General features: G+C 61.0%; 14 protein-coding genes. 5 read left to right on the top strand and 9 right to left on the bottom strand.

Translation table 11 applies throughout. From position 1 onward, the window contains the following. Window positions 1–203 precede the first annotated feature (203 nt). Window positions 204–806, bottom strand: coding sequence for a transglutaminase-like cysteine peptidase (locus C1M53_RS30185; RefSeq protein WP_129415715.1), 603 nt, complete (start codon window positions 804–806; stop codon window positions 204–206). 379 nt (window positions 807–1185) lie between these two features. Here C1M53_RS30185 and C1M53_RS30180 point away from each other — a divergent pair, with 379 nt between their 5' ends. Continuing rightward, complete coding sequence (locus C1M53_RS30180; RefSeq protein WP_129415714.1) at window positions 1186–5613, top strand: PAS domain-containing protein; 4428 nt, start codon at window positions 1186–1188, stop codon at window positions 5611–5613. A gap of 159 nt (window positions 5614–5772) precedes the next feature. On the opposite strand, the gene C1M53_RS30175 is transcribed toward C1M53_RS30180, so the two are convergent. Then, window positions 5773–6390, bottom strand: coding sequence for a PilZ domain-containing protein (locus C1M53_RS30175; RefSeq protein WP_129415713.1), 618 nt, complete (start codon window positions 6388–6390; stop codon window positions 5773–5775). A 110-nt stretch (window positions 6391–6500) separates the two neighbouring features. Beyond that, a complete protein-coding gene (locus C1M53_RS30170; protein ID WP_129415712.1) occupies window positions 6501–7142 on the bottom strand; it encodes a PAS domain-containing protein in 642 nt (213 codons plus the stop codon). A gap of 411 nt (window positions 7143–7553) precedes the next feature. Here C1M53_RS30170 and C1M53_RS30165 point away from each other — a divergent pair, with 411 nt between their 5' ends. Both C1M53_RS30165 and C1M53_RS30160 read left to right on the top strand, forming a co-directional pair. Then, a complete protein-coding gene (locus tag C1M53_RS30165) occupies window positions 7554–8279 on the top strand; it encodes a rhomboid family intramembrane serine protease (protein ID WP_129415711.1) in 726 nt (241 codons plus the stop codon). Window positions 8280–8380: 101 nt separating this feature from the next. After that, window positions 8381–8812 carry a CBS domain-containing protein gene (locus tag C1M53_RS30160; protein WP_129415710.1) on the top strand — a complete coding sequence of 144 codons (432 nt, stop codon included), beginning with the start codon at window positions 8381–8383 and terminating at the stop codon, window positions 8810–8812. A gap of 86 nt (window positions 8813–8898) precedes the next feature. Here the strand turns inward: C1M53_RS30160 and C1M53_RS30155 are convergent, their stop codons facing one another. From C1M53_RS30155 to C1M53_RS30140, 4 genes are all read right to left on the bottom strand, one after another. Next, window positions 8899–9156, bottom strand: coding sequence for a YjhX family toxin (locus C1M53_RS30155; RefSeq protein ID WP_129415709.1), 258 nt, complete (start codon window positions 9154–9156; stop codon window positions 8899–8901). A gap of 212 nt (window positions 9157–9368) precedes the next feature. Continuing rightward, on the bottom strand, window positions 9369–10022 hold the full coding sequence (locus C1M53_RS30150) for a methionine ABC transporter permease (RefSeq protein ID WP_129415708.1): 654 nt from the start codon (window positions 10020–10022) through the stop codon (window positions 9369–9371). Continuing rightward, complete coding sequence (locus tag C1M53_RS30145; RefSeq protein ID WP_207213155.1) at window positions 10015–11082, bottom strand: methionine ABC transporter ATP-binding protein; 1068 nt, start codon at window positions 11080–11082, stop codon at window positions 10015–10017. The genes C1M53_RS30150 and C1M53_RS30145 overlap by 8 nt, the downstream gene beginning before the upstream one ends. 161 nt (window positions 11083–11243) lie before the next feature. Continuing rightward, on the bottom strand, window positions 11244–12077 hold the full coding sequence (locus C1M53_RS30140; protein WP_129415706.1) for a MetQ/NlpA family lipoprotein: 834 nt from the start codon (window positions 12075–12077) through the stop codon (window positions 11244–11246). Between the two features lie 318 nt (window positions 12078–12395). Between C1M53_RS30140 and gatB the strand changes: the two genes are divergently transcribed. Together gatB and C1M53_RS30130 are read left to right on the top strand one after the other, a co-directional pair. Continuing rightward, complete coding sequence (gene gatB / locus C1M53_RS30135) at window positions 12396–13898, top strand: Asp-tRNA(Asn)/Glu-tRNA(Gln) amidotransferase subunit GatB (protein ID WP_129415705.1); 1503 nt, start codon at window positions 12396–12398, stop codon at window positions 13896–13898. A 5-nt stretch (window positions 13899–13903) separates the two neighbouring features. Continuing rightward, the gene (locus tag C1M53_RS30130) at window positions 13904–14395 is read left to right on the top strand and encodes a GNAT family N-acetyltransferase (protein ID WP_129415704.1); all 492 of its coding nucleotides are present in this window, start codon (window positions 13904–13906) and stop codon (window positions 14393–14395) included. Window positions 14396–14422: 27 nt separating this feature from the next. Here the strand turns inward: C1M53_RS30130 and panC are convergent, their stop codons facing one another. Together panC and panB are read right to left on the bottom strand one after the other, a co-directional pair. Then, complete coding sequence (gene panC, locus C1M53_RS30125; protein ID WP_129415703.1) at window positions 14423–15274, bottom strand: pantoate--beta-alanine ligase; 852 nt, start codon at window positions 15272–15274, stop codon at window positions 14423–14425. Further along, entirely contained in the window at window positions 15271–16110 is an 840-nt protein-coding gene (gene panB, locus C1M53_RS30120; RefSeq protein WP_129415702.1) for a 3-methyl-2-oxobutanoate hydroxymethyltransferase, read from the bottom strand. The genes panC and panB overlap by 4 nt, the downstream gene beginning before the upstream one ends. Between the last annotated feature and the right edge of the window lie 3 nt (window positions 16111–16113).

The raw sequence follows: 16113 nt of genomic DNA, 5'->3' as shown, positions 1-16113 counted from the left end.
AGTCAGGCGCGGCCTTGGAAGTGCCCGTCTCGAGATAGCTGCCGGAGCCGATCGGGCCGCCGCCTCGCAAAAAAAGGTGGAGCCGGCCCGGGGACTGGGCCGGCTCCTTGACCCGGTCGTCGGGGACGGGGAGGGTGGGGACTCGACCGGGTTTCCGTGATGTCCTTGACGAGTCAGGCCGGGTTTCCGGCCTGCACACGAATTCAGCGGACGCTGGCGACCGCGTCAGCACGACCATCAGTGATCGTTACCCAGATACCGGAGTTCGTCTCGGACTGGCGCTTGAGGTAGGTGTAGGGCGTCTGGCTCCACAGCAGGACCTTCGGCTGCAGGTTGTCGAGCACGAAATCGCCCATCGAGGTGCGGACGGTGAGAACGGCGTGACCATCACCGTTCGGCTGACGAGCCACCGTGATCAGCAGATCTCCGGCCGGGACGCCGGCTCTCATCAGCTGGCGACGCTTCTCCAGTGCATAGTCCTCGCAGTCGCCATAGCCCTTGTCCGGATAAGCCCAGTATTCCTCGATGCCATAGGCTTCGAGGTCGGTGACTGGCTTCACCTTGGTGTTCACATCGTTGTTGACCGAGATCATTGTCGCCCAAAGCTTGCGCGACAACTCGATCGGTGCGCCTTTTGCCGTACGCTGATTGCATTCGTCCGGCAGCCGCTGGCAAAGCTCATAGTGGCCGACGGGCTGCGTCGTGCGAGCGCCGGTCGGCATATAGTCGCCGCCAGCCTTTGCGGTCCCCACCGCGCCGACCAGCAAAGCCACCGCGACCAGCAGCTTGCGTCCCAATCCGTCCATGTTGTCGTCTCCCCGTTTGAGATGACAATGCCACGGTCGGATTTATTTGACGCAAAGTGGCGAAGTAGATATTGAATAAAAGGCAGAACGATTTGAAAACTATTTCAAATACAATAAGTATAAAATAGTTACGATTTTCGTTGGAATTTGTTAACCATGGTTCCCGGCGCTCCGTTCAGAATTGGAACGCAGCTGCGGCTGAAGTTTGCTCCATTGCCTGCTGCTCTCGGTTGTGATGTCGCAGGCGTTGGATCGTAGCCGAAGCGCATGATGTGGCGGCTTCGAGGGGCTTGCCTTTCAACAGACAAAGCGCAATCCTGACTCGCCAGAACAAGTCTTGCCACTTGAAGTTGTTAGAGGGGCAGCCAAGAGTCGGTAAATGGACGAGGACGCCAAGCAAAGGTTGAGCCATCGCCAGTCACCGGTTCTTCCCGATGATGTCAGTCTGCTGCGCGGCATCATCGATCGAGCTGCTACCCCGATGGCGTTGCTTGGCAATGGCGGGCAGTGTCTCTTTGCAAATCGTGCTTTTGGTGCGTTGCTCGACCTGGAGCCGGAGAATTGCATCGGCCTGTCGTTGGCGGATGTCTTTCAGGCCGGCGATCGCGGTCCCTTCGCCGAACCGCTGCTGTCTGTCGTAAATGCTGAATGCCGATACAAGCGTGCCGACGGGGATCTTCGCCACGGACTGATCAGCATCTCTCCTCTGGAAGAGAGCGCAGGCGACACCGCATTCCGCTTTGTGCTCCAAATCACCGACATCGAAGTCCAGAAGCAGGCAGAACAACGTTCGGTGGAAAACGAATGGCGCTGGAGCCATGCGCTTTCGGGGGCGGATCAAGCGGTGTGGGACACCGACATTCTCGGTCGTCGTATGTGGGTTTCCCCCCAGATCAGGACGATGGTCGGTCAGGAGGCCGGAGAGCTTGAGGTCGATGAATCCGAGTGGCTTGCACGGACCCACCCGGATGATCGTGACCGTGTCCGCGAGTCGGTCCGGGATGTCGTCCTGGGACGTCGGGCCTCCCATGATGAAACCTACAGGCTTCTGCACGAGGACGGACACTGGGTCTGGATTCGTGCGCGCGGCAAGGTCGTCAAGCGCACACCGGAGGGGCGATCCCTGCGCCTGGTTGGGGCCATCACCGATATTTCGCATCAAAAGGAGATCGAAGAGCAGCTCGCAGATGCTTCCGAGCGTCTCGACATCGCGTTGGAAACCGGCGGTATCGGTATCTTCCACGTCGATTTCCCATCAGGCTTTCGGCACTGGGATGCGCGCACGCATGAATTGCATGCGGTCAGCGATAAAACCTTTGATGGCACCGTCGAGGGCTTCAATCGCCTGCTCCACCCTGATGATGTGATCAAGGTAGAGCAGGTTCGGAATGCAGCTTTGGCGGAGCAGGAAAGCTATCAGACGGACTATCGCGTCAAGCTGGAGGTGCCGGGCGCCTATCGCCACATCCGGGTTTCGGTTCGTCTCCTGCGCGACGAGGATGGTTTGGTGCGCCGCGGTATCGGTGCCTGCTGGGACATTACCGGCGATGTGGAGCGGGCGACTGAACTCAGCGAGACGCTGGACCAGCTCTCCAGTGTCACCGATCACCTGCAGCTTGCTCTCGAAGCGGGTCATATAGGCACCTTCGACATGGACTATTCGACCGGTGTGCGCAGATGGGACGCGCGCGCCTTTGCGCTGCACGGCGTGACGCCGGGAACCTATGACGGATCGCGGGAAGGCTTCTTCAAGCTGCTCCATCCGGAAGACATTGCGCGCGTGCGCGAGCGAACCCGCCACTTCGCGGAATCACGCGACACCTTCACGTCGATCGAATACAGGGCGGTTCATCCCGCGTCGGGCGAGGTTCATCATATTCGCGTTGCAACCAAGGCAATCCGCGGACCGGAGGGCGTGGTCCGGCGTTTTGTCGGTGTCTGCTGGGACATCACCGAGCAGATCGAGCGCTCCAAGCAGTTGCACGATGCACTGGCTCTCCTGGAGGCCGTGATGCGCGGCACACCGGACCTGATCTACGCCAAGGACGCCGAGGGCCGCTACCTGCTCACCAACAAATCCGTCGAGCAACTGGCAGGTCGCTCGAGCGCCGATATTCTGGGCCGCTTTGACCACCAGGTGTTTCCGAGGGCCACGGCAGAGACCGTCGTTGTTCACGACAGGCACGTGATGGAGACCGGGAAGCCATTCACGGTCGAGGAGACCGTGCTGGTCGATGGCGTCATGCGAACCTATTCGTCGACCAAGGCACCTCGTCTGGACGAAAAGGGCGAGATCGTCGGCATCGTCGGCATTTCGCGTGACATTACCGAGGCCAAGGCTGCGGAAGCGGCGCTGCGCAGGAGCGAAATGCGCTGGCAATTCGCCGTCGATGGTGCTGGCGACGGCATCTGGGACTGGAATCTGGAGACCGGCCACGTTTTCTACTCCCCGCGCTGGAAAAGCATGCTGGGCTACGAGGAAGACGATATCGGCAACGCTGTCAGCGATTGGTCGGATCATGTTCACCCGGAGGATTTGCCGCGTTGCATGGAGATCATCGAAAGACATCTCAGCGGCGAAACCACCGACTTTGTCCTCGAGCACCGCATGCTGGCGAAGGACGGTACATGGTGCTGGATCTACGACCGCGGCAAGGTGATCGAAAGGGATGAGGCGGGCAAGCCGCTCCGCTGTATCGGCACTCACACCGACATCACCGCGCGCAAGGAGGCAGAGCAGGCGGTCGTGGCGCTGAACCAGCGTCTGCAACTTGCCGTCGAGGCGTCCGAGGCTGGTATTTTCGAGCTCGATTTCGCGACGGGGAAGTTCACCTGGGACGAGCGCATGTACGAGCTGTACGAGTTGTCGCCGGAGGATTTCGACGGCACCCTAGATCACTGGTTGACGTTCATCCACCCCGACGACGTGCCTGAGGTACTGCGTCGCTATGAACTCGGGGTCCAGGAAACGTCGATTTTTTCCATGGATGTGCGCATCCGGCGTCAGCATTCGGGCGTGATGCGTCATATCCGGTCGCTCGCCAAATTATCGCGGGACGAAAGCGGTGCTCCCTTGCGTGCGGTCGGCATGAATTGGGACATCACCGATCACATCGACCTGACCCAGGCCGTGTTCGAGGAAAAGGAACGGCTGCGCATCACGCTGCATTCGATCGGCGACTCGGTGATTTCAACCGACGCGCAAGCGCGCATCACTTTCATGAACCCGGTCGCCGAACAGATGACCGGCTGGCTGGCGAGTGAGGCGGCGGGCATGCCTTTGCGCGACGTTTTCCGCATCGTCGACGAGCAGACCGGCGATCCGATCCCCGACCCGGTCGAAACCTGTCTCGCCCGACTACAACCTTTCTATCTCAGCGACGCGGCGACCCTGATCGGGCGCGACGGCGAACGTCGCAGTGTCCGCGATTCCGCTGCGCCGGTGCGCACGGCTTCCGGCGAGATCATTGGTGCCGTGCTGGTGTTTCAGGACGTCACCAAAGCCCGCACGCTGCAGCAGGCACTGGAACACTCGGCCAGTCATGACAGCCTGACCGGCTTGCCCAATCGCACTGCTTTTGAGCGGGAGTTGAGAATTGCCAGCGAGCAGGTTCGTTCACGCGGCCAGCAGCACGTCATGTGCTTCATCGACCTCGATCGCTTCAAGCTGGTCAATGACACAGCCGGCCATGCCGCCGGCGATGCATTGCTGCGGGAAGTCGCAAATGTGATGCGCCGGGTATGCCGCGAAGACGACATCGTCGCCCGTCTGGGAGGAGACGAGTTCGGCCTGCTGCTGTATGAATGCGGCGCGTCCGATGGTGAGAAGCTTGCGCTGCTGCTTCTGCGTCAACTCGCGGCCCTCGAATTCGTCTGGGATGAGCGAACCTACCGGATCGGGGCCAGCGTCGGCCTGACCCTCGTCGGTCCTGAGGGATTGCGTATCGATGAACTGATGAGCCAGGCGGACATCGCCTGCTACACGGCCAAGACTGCGGGCCGCAACCAGGTGTCGGTCTACGGCGGCGCAGGCAGTGAGGCACATCGCAACCATCGCCAGGTTCAGGTGGCCGCAGGCATTCGCAACGCGATCGAAGCCAACCGGTTTCGACTGTTTGCCCAGAAGGTAAGCGACCTCAACGGTCGCTCAAACGGTTATTCGCATTATGAAATCCTGCTCAGGATGCTTGGAGACGATGGCGGCATCGTCGAGCCTTCGGCCTTTATTCCGGCATCCGAGCACTATGACCTGATGGGCAACATCGACCGCTGGGTCATCCGCACCACCTTCCGCGACTTTGGGGAACGCCTGGCGTCAGCCGAACATCTGTCTTTCGCCATCAACCTGTCGGCCAATTCACTCAACGACCCATTCCTGTGGCCTTTCCTGCAGGAAGAACTGGAGCGGTCCGGCCTGTCGCCGAGGCGGCTGCATTTCGAAATCACCGAAACCGCCGTGATGAACAATCTGTCGGCAGCCAAGCAGTTCCTGTCCAAGGCGCGCACGGCTGGCTGCGGCGTGATCCTGGATGATTTCGGCACAGGTCTGAGCTCGTTCAGCTATCTGAGGCAGTTTCCGGTCAATGGTCTGAAAATCGACGGCAGCTTCATCCGGCAAGTCACTGAAAACGACCTTGACCGTGCCATCGTGGAATCGATCAATGCCGTTGGTCACCGCCTGGGTGCGATAACCGTTGCCGAGCAGGTCGAGGACAAGAAAACACTCGAACTGGTCAAGGCCATGGGCATAGACCAGGCACAGGGTTATGCGATCGCCATGCCGCAGCCGCTGGAGACGATTTTCTGATCAAGCGTCGACGTAACTGCGTGGTGCCGACCAACGCACCAGGCTTTGGGCAGGCGGCTAGAGCATTTTGTAGCCAAGTGGAATCACTTGGCGTTACAAAAATGCGGCTAAAACAAAAGCTTAGAGCATTTCCGCGTTTCCGTGAAAAACGGAAACGCTCTAGGTCCGCGGCCGATTGAACTCGGAATCGAGCGTTTCCGGACGTTGTACGACCGCGAACTCGATAGCGATGCCTTCTTCGAAATGGCGTACGACTTGGCCTCGCATGGTGCCCAGCACCACCTGAACGCCCTTGGCCGGCTTGACGTCGATTTCGATGGCCGCGCCCGACAGCGACAGATCGATGATGCGGCACTGATACTGTCGTCCGTCCGAAAGCTGCAGCACGCTCATTGGATTGCGTGGTGCGACGCGTTCATGGCGGCGATCTTCCGGCAGATCGAGTTCGTGCTTGTTGGCGAGCCAGGTGAGCTGCGCGGCCAGCTTGTCGCGTTTGCGCTCGGAGGCCACCACCGTCATGGCGAAACCGTCCTGCAGGCGGCGTGTCACCACACCTTCGATGCGGCCGATATGATCCAGATATGCGATCACCTTCTCGCCGGGATCACCGACACGGTCGGCGCGAAGAGCCACGTTGCCGGGCGACATGTCGATGACCTGGCAAGGATGCTCGGTGCGATCCTCGAGCATGAAGCGGCCATAGATCTTCACGCGAACGCGCTGAAAGTTGCGTCTTTCAGCCGCCGCCGGCGCCTGGTCGATCGCCGCTGACCTCATCACCGCTCGTTACCTCGTTGGCATTCCTGCGCCGTTGCGAGGAATTTCAGCGGAACGCTACATGATGAGAAGTTAAAAAAGCTGAAAATGTTAACGTCAGCTTAGAGCATTTACTCGTCTTCCCGCCCACCTTCGAGCACGACCAGGTGGCGCACGCGCCTGGCGCCGCCGTATGTTCCGGTCGGTTTGGCATATCCGAGTTCCGTCGGCGCCAGAGACGGGGCGGCAATCGCCGCCCGGCTCGTCAGGGCAGCCATTTCCTTGTCCGGCTCGATCACGCGAATCGATTCGATCGTCGCTTCGGCGATTGGGTCGGCTCCCAGCCAGAATGGTTTTTCGGCGGTACTGACCACGCCCAGACAGCGCGGGTGCTCAGCGCCACCATCGAGCGGCAATGCCAGAAGTTCGAATCGGCAGACGTGGCCGCCACGGCTTCTGCCTTCATAGCTGATCAGGATCGCCGAATTCTGCTCGAACACGCCCTGCATCAGGCGAGACACCAACCGTTGGTCCTTTTCCAGCCAGAGCGAAGGGAAGGAGAAACCCTTCAGCTCGCGGCCATAGGTGGCGCACAACCTCGTGCCGGCCAGCCGAAAGACGGCTTCGCCACGCGTATCCCTCTCCAGGATGAAGGTGTCGGCCAGCAGTGTCTTGATATCGGCGGGCTCTACCTCGGTTCGCCGGGGGGCCGGGCGGCCGCGGCGCAGCCGGTTCCAATATTGGAACAGTGCGATCGATCCGTTCAGGTTCATAGTCGATATGCTCCGCGCCATCCGTCCATCAGATGTGCCATCGGGGAACAGCTGGGCGTTTTCCGATGGCCTACATGGGACGCGGAGCAGGATGCGTGCCAGTCTGGATGCCATTTGTTAACCGGCCCGGGTCATTAAGGTTAACGAACGGTTTAGATTGCCGTTCAAACTTGTCCGTGCGAGATTGAAATCACTCCAGTTTTCGTCGTTGTCCGGTTCGGGCGGCGACAGTCCAGTCAAAAGGCTTTCAGGGGAGCATGGGGGCTCGACCGGCCGTCCAGGGGAAACCCTGGGCGGCTTTTTTCTTGTTTCCCGGACTTTGATTCGTTTCTGACGCGACCCGTTTGTGTAATGCGGCGCCTTGGCTTACATGCCAGTTCACCAGGACGGCCATGAACCGGGAATGACACGATGAACGAGGCGAGAGAGACGGGGACAGCCGCGGACGACGAGATTGCGCCGCGCGAGCCGATCTTCAATCTGCCTGCCATCGTTCTAGCGGTCATCCTCGTCTGTGCTGCGGTTCATCTGTTGCGTCTTTATGTGCTGACACCGCAGCAGGACATTGAACTGCTCATTCGTGCGGCGTTCATTCCGGTCCGTTACTCCGGTCAGTACGACGTGGATTTCTATGCTTTCTCCAGTCCATTCACCTACACCTTCCTGCATGGTGGCTGGGCTCATCTTATCGTGAACATGATCTGGCTTGCAGCCTTCGGCTCGCCACTGGCAAGCCGCATCGGCGCTTTGCGTTTCGCGTTGTTCTTCGCGGTCACCGGCGTCGCTGCGGCCTTCTTCTTTTTTGCCATCCATCCGCAGACGCAGGCGCCATTGATCGGTGCATCTGGTTCGATTTCCGGCATGATGGGCGCGGCCGCTCGCTTCGCGTTCCATGTTGATCGCTCGTCCGGCAAAGGCGCATTCGCCGGACCGCTGCTGCCTTTTCGCGCGGTGTTCCGCTCGCGTGCCACGCTGAGCTTCCTGGCTGTGTGGATGATCATCAACATCGTCACCGGCGTGGTCGGCTTCGTGCCGGGGGAAGACAGCCAGATCGCATGGGAGGCTCATATCGGTGGCTTCCTCGCCGGCTTCCTGGGACTGCGTTTCTTCGACCGCAGGCAAGTGTATGGTCGCTGATCGGAATACTTGAAATGCGGCCCGTCACGGCGCACCATATCCCTGCTTGACGTCAATATCCGTCCGCCTGGGGCTGACGGAGGGTTGCAGAGGAGGACGCCATGACTGTTAAGGCAATTCTTGAGGCGAAGGGCCACGCCGTGGTCACACTTGGCCCCAACGCGACGCTGACCGAGGCGGTCGGATTGCTCGCCGATCGGCGGATTGGTGCGCTGGTCATCACCAACGGAGATCGCAAGATCGTCGGAATTCTCTCGGAGCGCGACGTGGTGCGTGTGATCGCCAAGGAAGGCGCCGCCGCGCTTGACCTTCAGGTGCGCGCCGTCATGACGCCGAAGGTCAAGATTTGCAACGCGAGCCACACGGTCAACGAAGTCATGGAAATCATGACGAATGGCCGCTTCCGCCACCTGCCGGTGGAGAAGGACGGGTTGCTCGATGGCATCATCTCGATCGGCGACGTGGTCAAGCGGCGCATTGAAACGGTCGAGCGCGAGGCAGAGCAGATCAAGGCCTATATCGCCACGGCTTGATCACCTCTTCCGAGCGAGGGTATCGACACCTCCCCATGCCGGTGACGGCATGGGGAGGTGTTTTCTTTTGAGTAGTCAGTCACAGCTCAACGGTTGTCGAGCTGTGGACGTACCAGCCTCAGCCCTTCACGCGTGATGCGATAGGGGCCGCCATTGTTGGAAGCGACCGCTTTCCTTCGCTTCAGTTTCTTGAAGAGCGAAATGTCGAAATCCGGATACCGCCAACCGTCGCGGGTCAGGCAGTGCACGGCTTCGATCTTCTGGCTGTCGTCTTTTTCGATTTCAATACGTCCGCCCTGCGCGAGCAGGTGCAGGACGCGCTGTTCCAAGCGCGAAATGTTCATTCTGGAATGGTCCCGGGAAAACCTGGCCGAAGCGGCCAAAACAAAAAACCGCAGCCACGCGAACGCGGCACGGGATTTCAGGTTCTCTCGCCCCGCCTTCAGGAGAAGGTCGGGGCCCTAGCGGGACTCAGACGAAATAAACATCCACACTCCATGGGATGCGCGCCATATAGGCGAAGCTGTCATGGAATACCAGCCGGCATCGATGCCGTTCAGCGGTGATCCAGCCGTGCGACCAGCCGGTCACCCAGCCACTGTATGCCGCACACGAGCACGATCAGCACCGCCACCACGACAATCATCACGGTGGTCTCGAAACGCTGGTAACCATAGCGGATGGCGAGGTCGCCGAGCCCGCCGGCGCCGATCGCGCCAGCCATGGCAGACGCACCAACCAGCGTCACCAGCGTCACGGTGAAACCGGCGACGATGCCGGGCAGGGCCTCGGGCACCAGCACTTCACGGATGATCGTCCAGCGGTTGCCGCCCATGGCGCGTGCCGCTTCGATGAGGCCACGGTCGACTTCGCGCAGCGAGACTTCGGCGATGCGGGCGTAATAGGGCGTCGCAGCGATCGACAGCGGCACGATTGCCGCCCAGGTGCCGATCGAAGTGCCGACGATCAGTCTCGTCACCGGGATCAACGCAACAAGCAGAATGATGAAGGGCACCGAACGGAAACCGTTGATGATGGCGGCGAGGATGCGGTTCACCCAAAGGTTTTCGGCGATGCCGCCGCGCTCCGTCGCGATCAGCGCAAGCCCCAAAGGCAAGCCGGCGACGAGCGAGATCAAGCCTGATGCCGCGGTCATCAGGATGGTCTCCCAAAGTGACCGCAGCAGAAGTTGGAGCATGACTTCAGACATAACCAAGCACCTTGGCCCGGGCGTCGCGGGCAGTCAGAAAATCGAGCGTTTTGGCGACCTGTCCATCTTTGGTGACGACGCCGAGGAAGAGGCTGCCGATCGGTTCGCCCTGGACATGGTCGACGCCGCCATGGATCAGGTGGAAACGGCCGGGAACGGCAGCCGCCAGTTCTGAAAGCAGTGGACGCCTGGCCGCATCCCCGGCGACGTCCACGCGCAGGATCGCCTCCTTGCCCGGAACGGACGAGAGTTTTTCGGCGATCTCGGCCGGCAGTTGCGGACGGATGCTGCCAAGCAGGCTTTTCGTGATTTCGGACTGCGGATCGGCGAAGACCGACCACACCGGGCCCTCTTCGACGATTCGCCCGGCGTCGATCACCGCGACGCGGTCGGCAATGGAGCGGATCACCTCCATTTCGTGGGTGATCAGCAGGATGGTGAGGCCGAAACGCTGGTTGATATCCTTGAGCAACGCCAGGATCGATCGTGTCGTTTCCGGATCGAGCGCCGACGTGGCTTCATCCGACAACAACAGCGCCGGTCCGGCAGCAAGCGCGCGGGCAATGCCGACGCGCTGCTTCTGGCCACCGGACAGCGACGACGGATAAGCCTTGGCCTTTGCGGAAAGGCCGACCAGCTCGAGCAGTTCTGCCGCTCGCGCCCGGCGCTCGGCCTTGGGTCGGCCCTCTATCTTGAGTGGCAGCGCGACATTGTCCTCGACTGTCTTGGCCGACAGCAGGTTGAAGTGCTGGAAGATCATGCCGATACGCCGTCTCAGCGGCTGCAGTTCCTTCTCGCCAAGCCGGCTGATCTCGCGGCCTTCAATGCGGACTTCGCCCGAATCCGGTCGCTCCAGTCCGTTCAGGCATCGGATCAGTGTCGATTTGCCCGCGCCGCTGCGGCCGATGATGCCGAGAATCTCACCCTGACGCACGGTCAGCGTCACGCCCTCCAGTGCCGGCGTTTCTCCGAAGCGACGCTTCAGATCGACAAGACGCACGATCTCCTCGCTGTGGCCACGAGCCGGTTCGACCGGCCGGCTGGCGATATCATCGTCCACTGTGTCGGCCAAATGCGGGATCTCCGCCAAGACGTGCTGATTCACGGGTTGTCCTTTCCCCGCAGCCTCTTGCGGCTGCGCATCGAACGGCTCCAAACCGAGCAGCCCGCTGGCCGAAAGGCCGCGAGCTGCTCGCCGTTCCAGATAGGGTTGCATCGGCCTCAGTAAGCGCTGATGCCGGTGCCCTTGTAGACGCGGTCGAATTCTGCCTTCACCGTCGGGTTCTGGTAGGCCGCGACCAGCGCCTTCACCCAGGGCTCGTTCTCATTGCCCTGCTTGACGGCGATGAAGTTGCGGTACGGGTTGTCGGCTACCGGCTCCTGGGCGATGCGGTTTTCCGGCGTCAGCCCGCTTTTCAGCGCCCAGTCGGTGTTGACGACAGCTGCGTCGAGGTCTTCCACCGAGCGGCCGACGATGCCGGCGTCGAGTTCCTTGATCTCGATGCCGCTCGGATTCTCGGCAATGTCGGCGGTGGTGGCCAGGATACCGGTGCCGTCCTTCAGCTTGATCAGCTTTTCGTTCTGCAGCACGCGAAGCGCGCGGCCTTCATTCGAGGGATCGTTCGGCACGCCGACGACTGCGCCCTTTTTCAGGTCAGCCACCTTGGCGTGCTTTTTCGAATAAAGGCCGATTGGCCAGACGCCGGTATAGCCGACCGGCACGATGTGATAACCTTGGGTCTTTACCTGATTGTCGAGATAAGGCTGGTGCTGGAATGCGTTGGCGTCGATCTCGCCACGCTCCAATGCCTCATTGGGCTGGGTGTAGTCGTTGAAGACCACGGTTTCGATGGTCAGGCCCGTCTTGGCGGCTTCAGCGGTAACGACGCGCCAGACGTCTTCATCTTCGCCGGAAATGATGCCGACCTTCACGGATTTCTTGTCTTCCGCATAGGCGGACGACGGAGCGGCAAGGCTGACAAGCGCAACAGCCGAAGCCAGCAATGCGGCAAGACCGGCGCGGCGGGTAATCGGGCTTCTAAAGGCGGTGGTCATAACAGTCCTCGGTCAAAAATAGCCTTGGGAGGCGAAAGGGTTGGCGGCGCGGAATGCGAAGCCTGCCCATATCGTCCACAAAGCCGGCCTTCGGTTCAAAGGACCGCTTTGCCAGCTCAGTGGCGACGACAGGAATTTCGTCTTAAAGATTCTGCATTGCAGGGCAGAACAAACCTCGCCTTCGCACTTGCGAGATGACGGCGCGCAAAGTTTTTCCTAAAAGGAGGCGAGGGGCGCGACGTTTGCGGTGGCTTGCCTCGCGCCGCCGGTTGCGCTAGCCCAAATCAACGATTTCACGCTTCCTGAATGCAGGCCTCCATGACCCTCATCGACACCCGCACGCCCGACCCCAAGCGATTGATTCCCGGCGCCACCGGCGACTGGGAAGTCATCATCGGCATGGAAGTCCATGCGCAGGTGACCTCGGAGGCCAAGCTGTTCTCCGGTGCATCGACTGCTTTCGGTGCAGCCCCCAATGCCAATGTGTCGCTGGTCGATGCCGCCATGCCCGGCATGCTGCCCGTGATCAACGAGGAGTGCGTGCGTCAGGCCATCCGTACCGGGCTAGGCCTGAAGGCCCAGATCAACCACAAGTCGGTTTTCGACCGGAAGAACTATTTCTATCCGGATCTGCCGCAGGGCTACCAGATCTCCCAGTTCAAGCAGCCGATCGTCGGCGAGGGCACGGTGATCGTTTCGGTCGGTCCTGACAAGAAGGGTGAGTTCGAGGACATCGAGGTCGGCATCGAACGCCTGCACCTGGAGCAGGACGCCGGCAAGTCGATGCACGACCAGCATCCGACGATGTCCTATGTCGATCTCAACCGCTCCGGCGTGGCGCTTATGGAGATCGTCTCGAAGCCCGACATTCGCTCTTCCGACGAGGCCAAGGCATACATCACCAAGCTGCGCACCATCGTGCGCTATCTCGGCACCTGCGACGGCAACATGGACGAGGGTTCCTTGCGCGCCGACGTCAACGTTTCGGTGCGCCGGCCTGGCGAAGGTTTCGGGACGCGCTGCGAGATCAAGAACATGAACTCGATCCGCTTCATCGGCCAGGCCATCGAATATGAGGCGCGCCGGCAGATCGCCATCCTCGAAGATGGCGGCACGATCGATCAGGAAACCCGCCTGTACGACCCGGTGAAGGGTGAGACGCGCTCCATGCGCTCCAAGGAAGAAGCGCATGATTACCGGTACTTCCCCGATCCGGATCTTTTGCCGCTGGAGTTCGACCAGGCATATGTCGACGACCTCGCCAGGCATCTGCCGGAACTGCCGGACGACAAGAAGACGCGTCTGGTCGAAAAGCTCGGCCTGTCCGCCTACGACGCCTCGATCCTCGTCTCGGAAAAGGCCATCGCCGATTACTTCGAGCAGGTGACGGCGGGGCGCGACGGCAAGACGGTGGCGAACTGGGTCATCAACGACCTGCTCGGCGCCTTGAACAAGTCCGGCAAGGCCATTGAGGAGACACCGGTTTCGCCGGCCCAGCTCGGCAGCATCGTCGACCTGATCAGGGAAGGCACCATCTCCGGCAAGATCGCAAAGGACCTGTTCGAGATCGTCTGGAACGAGGGCGGCGATCCCAAGGAACTCGTCGAGACGCGCGGCATGAAACAGGTCACTGACACCGGCGCCATCGAAAAGGCGGTGGACGATGTGATCGCAGCCAATCCGGACAAGGTCGAGCAGGCCAGGGCCAAGCCGACGATGGCCGGCTGGTTCGTTGGACAGGTGATGAAGGCGACCGGCGGCAAGGCCAATCCGCAAGCGGTGAACGATCTCGTCAAAGCCAAGCTCGGCATCACGGAATAGCTGCCATGTTCGTGCGTACGGCGAGCGAGCGTGACCTTGAAGCGATAAAGGCGCTGCTCACTGAGACGTGGCATGCCACCTACGATGCCATCTACGGCGTGGAGCGGGTGAACGAGATCACGAGCCAGTGGCACACGCCAGCCTCGCTCAAGGCTCGCCTGACGCAGCCAAACTCCGAGTTTCTGGTCGCCGACGATGGCGAGACCATCGCCGGCGTGGCCTTTGCAGCCGCCACCGATGATCCCAAGGTGGTCAAGTTGCGCCAGCTTTATGTGTTGCCGGCGTTCCAGCACAAGGGCATAGGCAGCATGTTGCTGGAAGAGATCGAAGACAGCTTTCCCGAAGCCCACACATTGCGGCTGGAAGTGGAGGGGGCCAATGCGCCGGCCATCCGCTTCTACACGGCCAATGGTTTCACTGAGGCTGGCCAGAGCAGCGATTGTGGCGCTGCCGGATCGGGTATCCCGGCACTGGTGTTCGAGAAACGGCTGGGTTAGCCGCTTCCCGCAGAGAGACTGAATGCTCTAGATCCCGACAATCTCGACATTGTCGATCAACCGCGTAGCGCCAAGCCGCGCGGCCACCAGGATGCGACCGTCGCGGTCGCGTTGCCAGGGGGCGAGCGTATCGCTTTCGCGAGCCTCGACATAGTCGACGGCGCCGAAGCCGGCGGCGAGGATTTTCTGGCGGGCTTTCTCCAGTGTTTCCTGTTCGCCAGCCCCGGATTGCAGCGCTTGCGCAGCATGGCGCAGGATCCTGTTGAGCTGTCGTGCCACGGCGAGTTCGGTCGGCGTGAGATAGGCATTGCGCGAGGACATGGCGAGGCCTTCCCCGTCACGGACCGTCGGTGCTCCAATGATCTCGATCGGAATGTCGAGATCTCGACAGAGCTTCTTCACCACACAGAGCTGCTGATAGTCTTTCTCGCCGAAGACCGCGCAGTCGGGCAGGGTCTGCAGGAAAAGCTTGGCAACGACCGTGGCTACACCTTCGAAAAATGTCGGTCGGAAATCGGTTTCCAGTCCAGCCGACGGGCCGCCGATGACCACCTTGGCGTCGAAGCCGTGCGGATACATTTCCGCGGCTGTCGGCGTAAAGGCAAGCTGCACGCCGGCTTCTGCCAGTCGGTCGAGATCAGCGGCGAGCTGGCGCGGATATTTGTCGAGGTCCTCGGTCGGTGCGAACTGCGTCGGGTTGATGAAGATCGACACAACGCAGCGGTCGGCTCGCTCGAGTGCGATGCGTGTCAGGGAGACATGGCCGTCATGCAGGGCGCCCATGGTCGGCACCATGGCAACACTCAGACCCTGCCGGCGCCACTCTCGTACGACGGTGCGCAGATCGGAAACGGTTTCAACAACTTGCGGACGTTTCATGATTCTTTTTCGCCCTTCGATCGAAAGACATGTTCGGGGCCAGGAAACGTGCGTGCATGCACTTCCGAGGCGTAACGGGCGGCAGCGTTCCCCACCGTATCGCGCAAGCTGGCATATTCCTTGACGAATTTCGGCACGCGGTCGACGGTCAGGCCGATCGCGTCATCGACGACGAGAATCTGGCCGTCGCAGGCCACGCTGGCGCCGATGCCGATGGTGGGGATCGCCGATTGGCGCGTGATCTCGGCCGCCACCGGCTCCATCGTGCCCTCGATGACCATCGAAAAGGCACCGGCGTGTTCGACAGCTTTGGCATCCGCCAGCAGTGCGGCGATGGCGGCATCGGTGCCGCCCTTGATTTTGTAGCCGCCGTCCTTTTCGACCGATTGCGGCTGCAGCCCGATATGACCCATGACGGCAATGCCCGCGCCTGCAATGGCAGCGATCTGCTCCGCCACGTCGACTCCACCTTCCAGCTTGACCGCATCGCAGCCGGTTTCATCGACCAGGCGACGGGCCGAGGCGAGGGCGACGGCAGGCGAATTTTCATAGCTTCCGGCAGGCATGTCGAGCACGACGCAGGCACGGCGCGTGCCGCGCATGACTGCCTGGCCATGCAGGATCATCATCTCCATGGTTGCGCCGAGTGTTGTCTTGTGGCCATGCAGGACCATCGCGACGCTGTCGCCGACCAGCAGCAGATCGACGTGTGGATCAAGCAGGCGGGCAATGGGATAGGTGTACGCGGTCAGACAGACGATCGGCGTGCCGCCCTTGCGGGCCGACAGCTCTGCAGGCGTGATGCGGGGTGCAGCCGCAGTCGCATCGGAAGCCATCTT

The sequence above is a fragment of the Mesorhizobium sp. Pch-S genome (genome assembly GCF_004136315.1).
Lineage (GTDB): Bacteria > Pseudomonadota > Alphaproteobacteria > Rhizobiales > Rhizobiaceae > Mesorhizobium.
The sequence above is the reverse complement of the archived record's forward strand: the minus strand, read 5'-3'. Positions and strand labels throughout refer to the sequence as shown.

Coding starts and splice junctions, on each gene's coding strand:
- C1M53_RS30185 (WP_129415715.1), bottom strand. CDS start 806: ATGGACGGATTGGGACGCAAGCTGCTGGTCGCGGTGGCTTTGCTGGTC.
- C1M53_RS30180 (WP_129415714.1), top strand. CDS start 1,186: ATGGACGAGGACGCCAAGCAAAGGTTGAGCCATCGCCAGTCACCGGTT.
- C1M53_RS30175 (WP_129415713.1), bottom strand. CDS start 6,390: ATGAGGTCAGCGGCGATCGACCAGGCGCCGGCGGCGGCTGAAAGACGC.
- C1M53_RS30170 (WP_129415712.1), bottom strand. CDS start 7,142: ATGAACCTGAACGGATCGATCGCACTGTTCCAATATTGGAACCGGCTG.
- C1M53_RS30165 (WP_129415711.1), top strand. CDS start 7,554: ATGAACGAGGCGAGAGAGACGGGGACAGCCGCGGACGACGAGATTGCG.
- C1M53_RS30160 (WP_129415710.1), top strand. CDS start 8,381: ATGACTGTTAAGGCAATTCTTGAGGCGAAGGGCCACGCCGTGGTCACA.
- C1M53_RS30155 (WP_129415709.1), bottom strand. CDS start 9,156: ATGAACATTTCGCGCTTGGAACAGCGCGTCCTGCACCTGCTCGCGCAG.
- C1M53_RS30150 (WP_129415708.1), bottom strand. CDS start 10,022: ATGTCTGAAGTCATGCTCCAACTTCTGCTGCGGTCACTTTGGGAGACC.
- C1M53_RS30140 (WP_129415706.1), bottom strand. CDS start 12,077: ATGACCACCGCCTTTAGAAGCCCGATTACCCGCCGCGCCGGTCTTGCC.
- gatB (WP_129415705.1), top strand. CDS start 12,396: ATGACCCTCATCGACACCCGCACGCCCGACCCCAAGCGATTGATTCCC.
- C1M53_RS30130 (WP_129415704.1), top strand. CDS start 13,904: ATGTTCGTGCGTACGGCGAGCGAGCGTGACCTTGAAGCGATAAAGGCG.
- panC (WP_129415703.1), bottom strand. CDS start 15,274: ATGAAACGTCCGCAAGTTGTTGAAACCGTTTCCGATCTGCGCACCGTC.
- panB (WP_129415702.1), bottom strand. CDS start 16,110: ATGGCTTCCGATGCGACTGCGGCTGCACCCCGCATCACGCCTGCAGAG.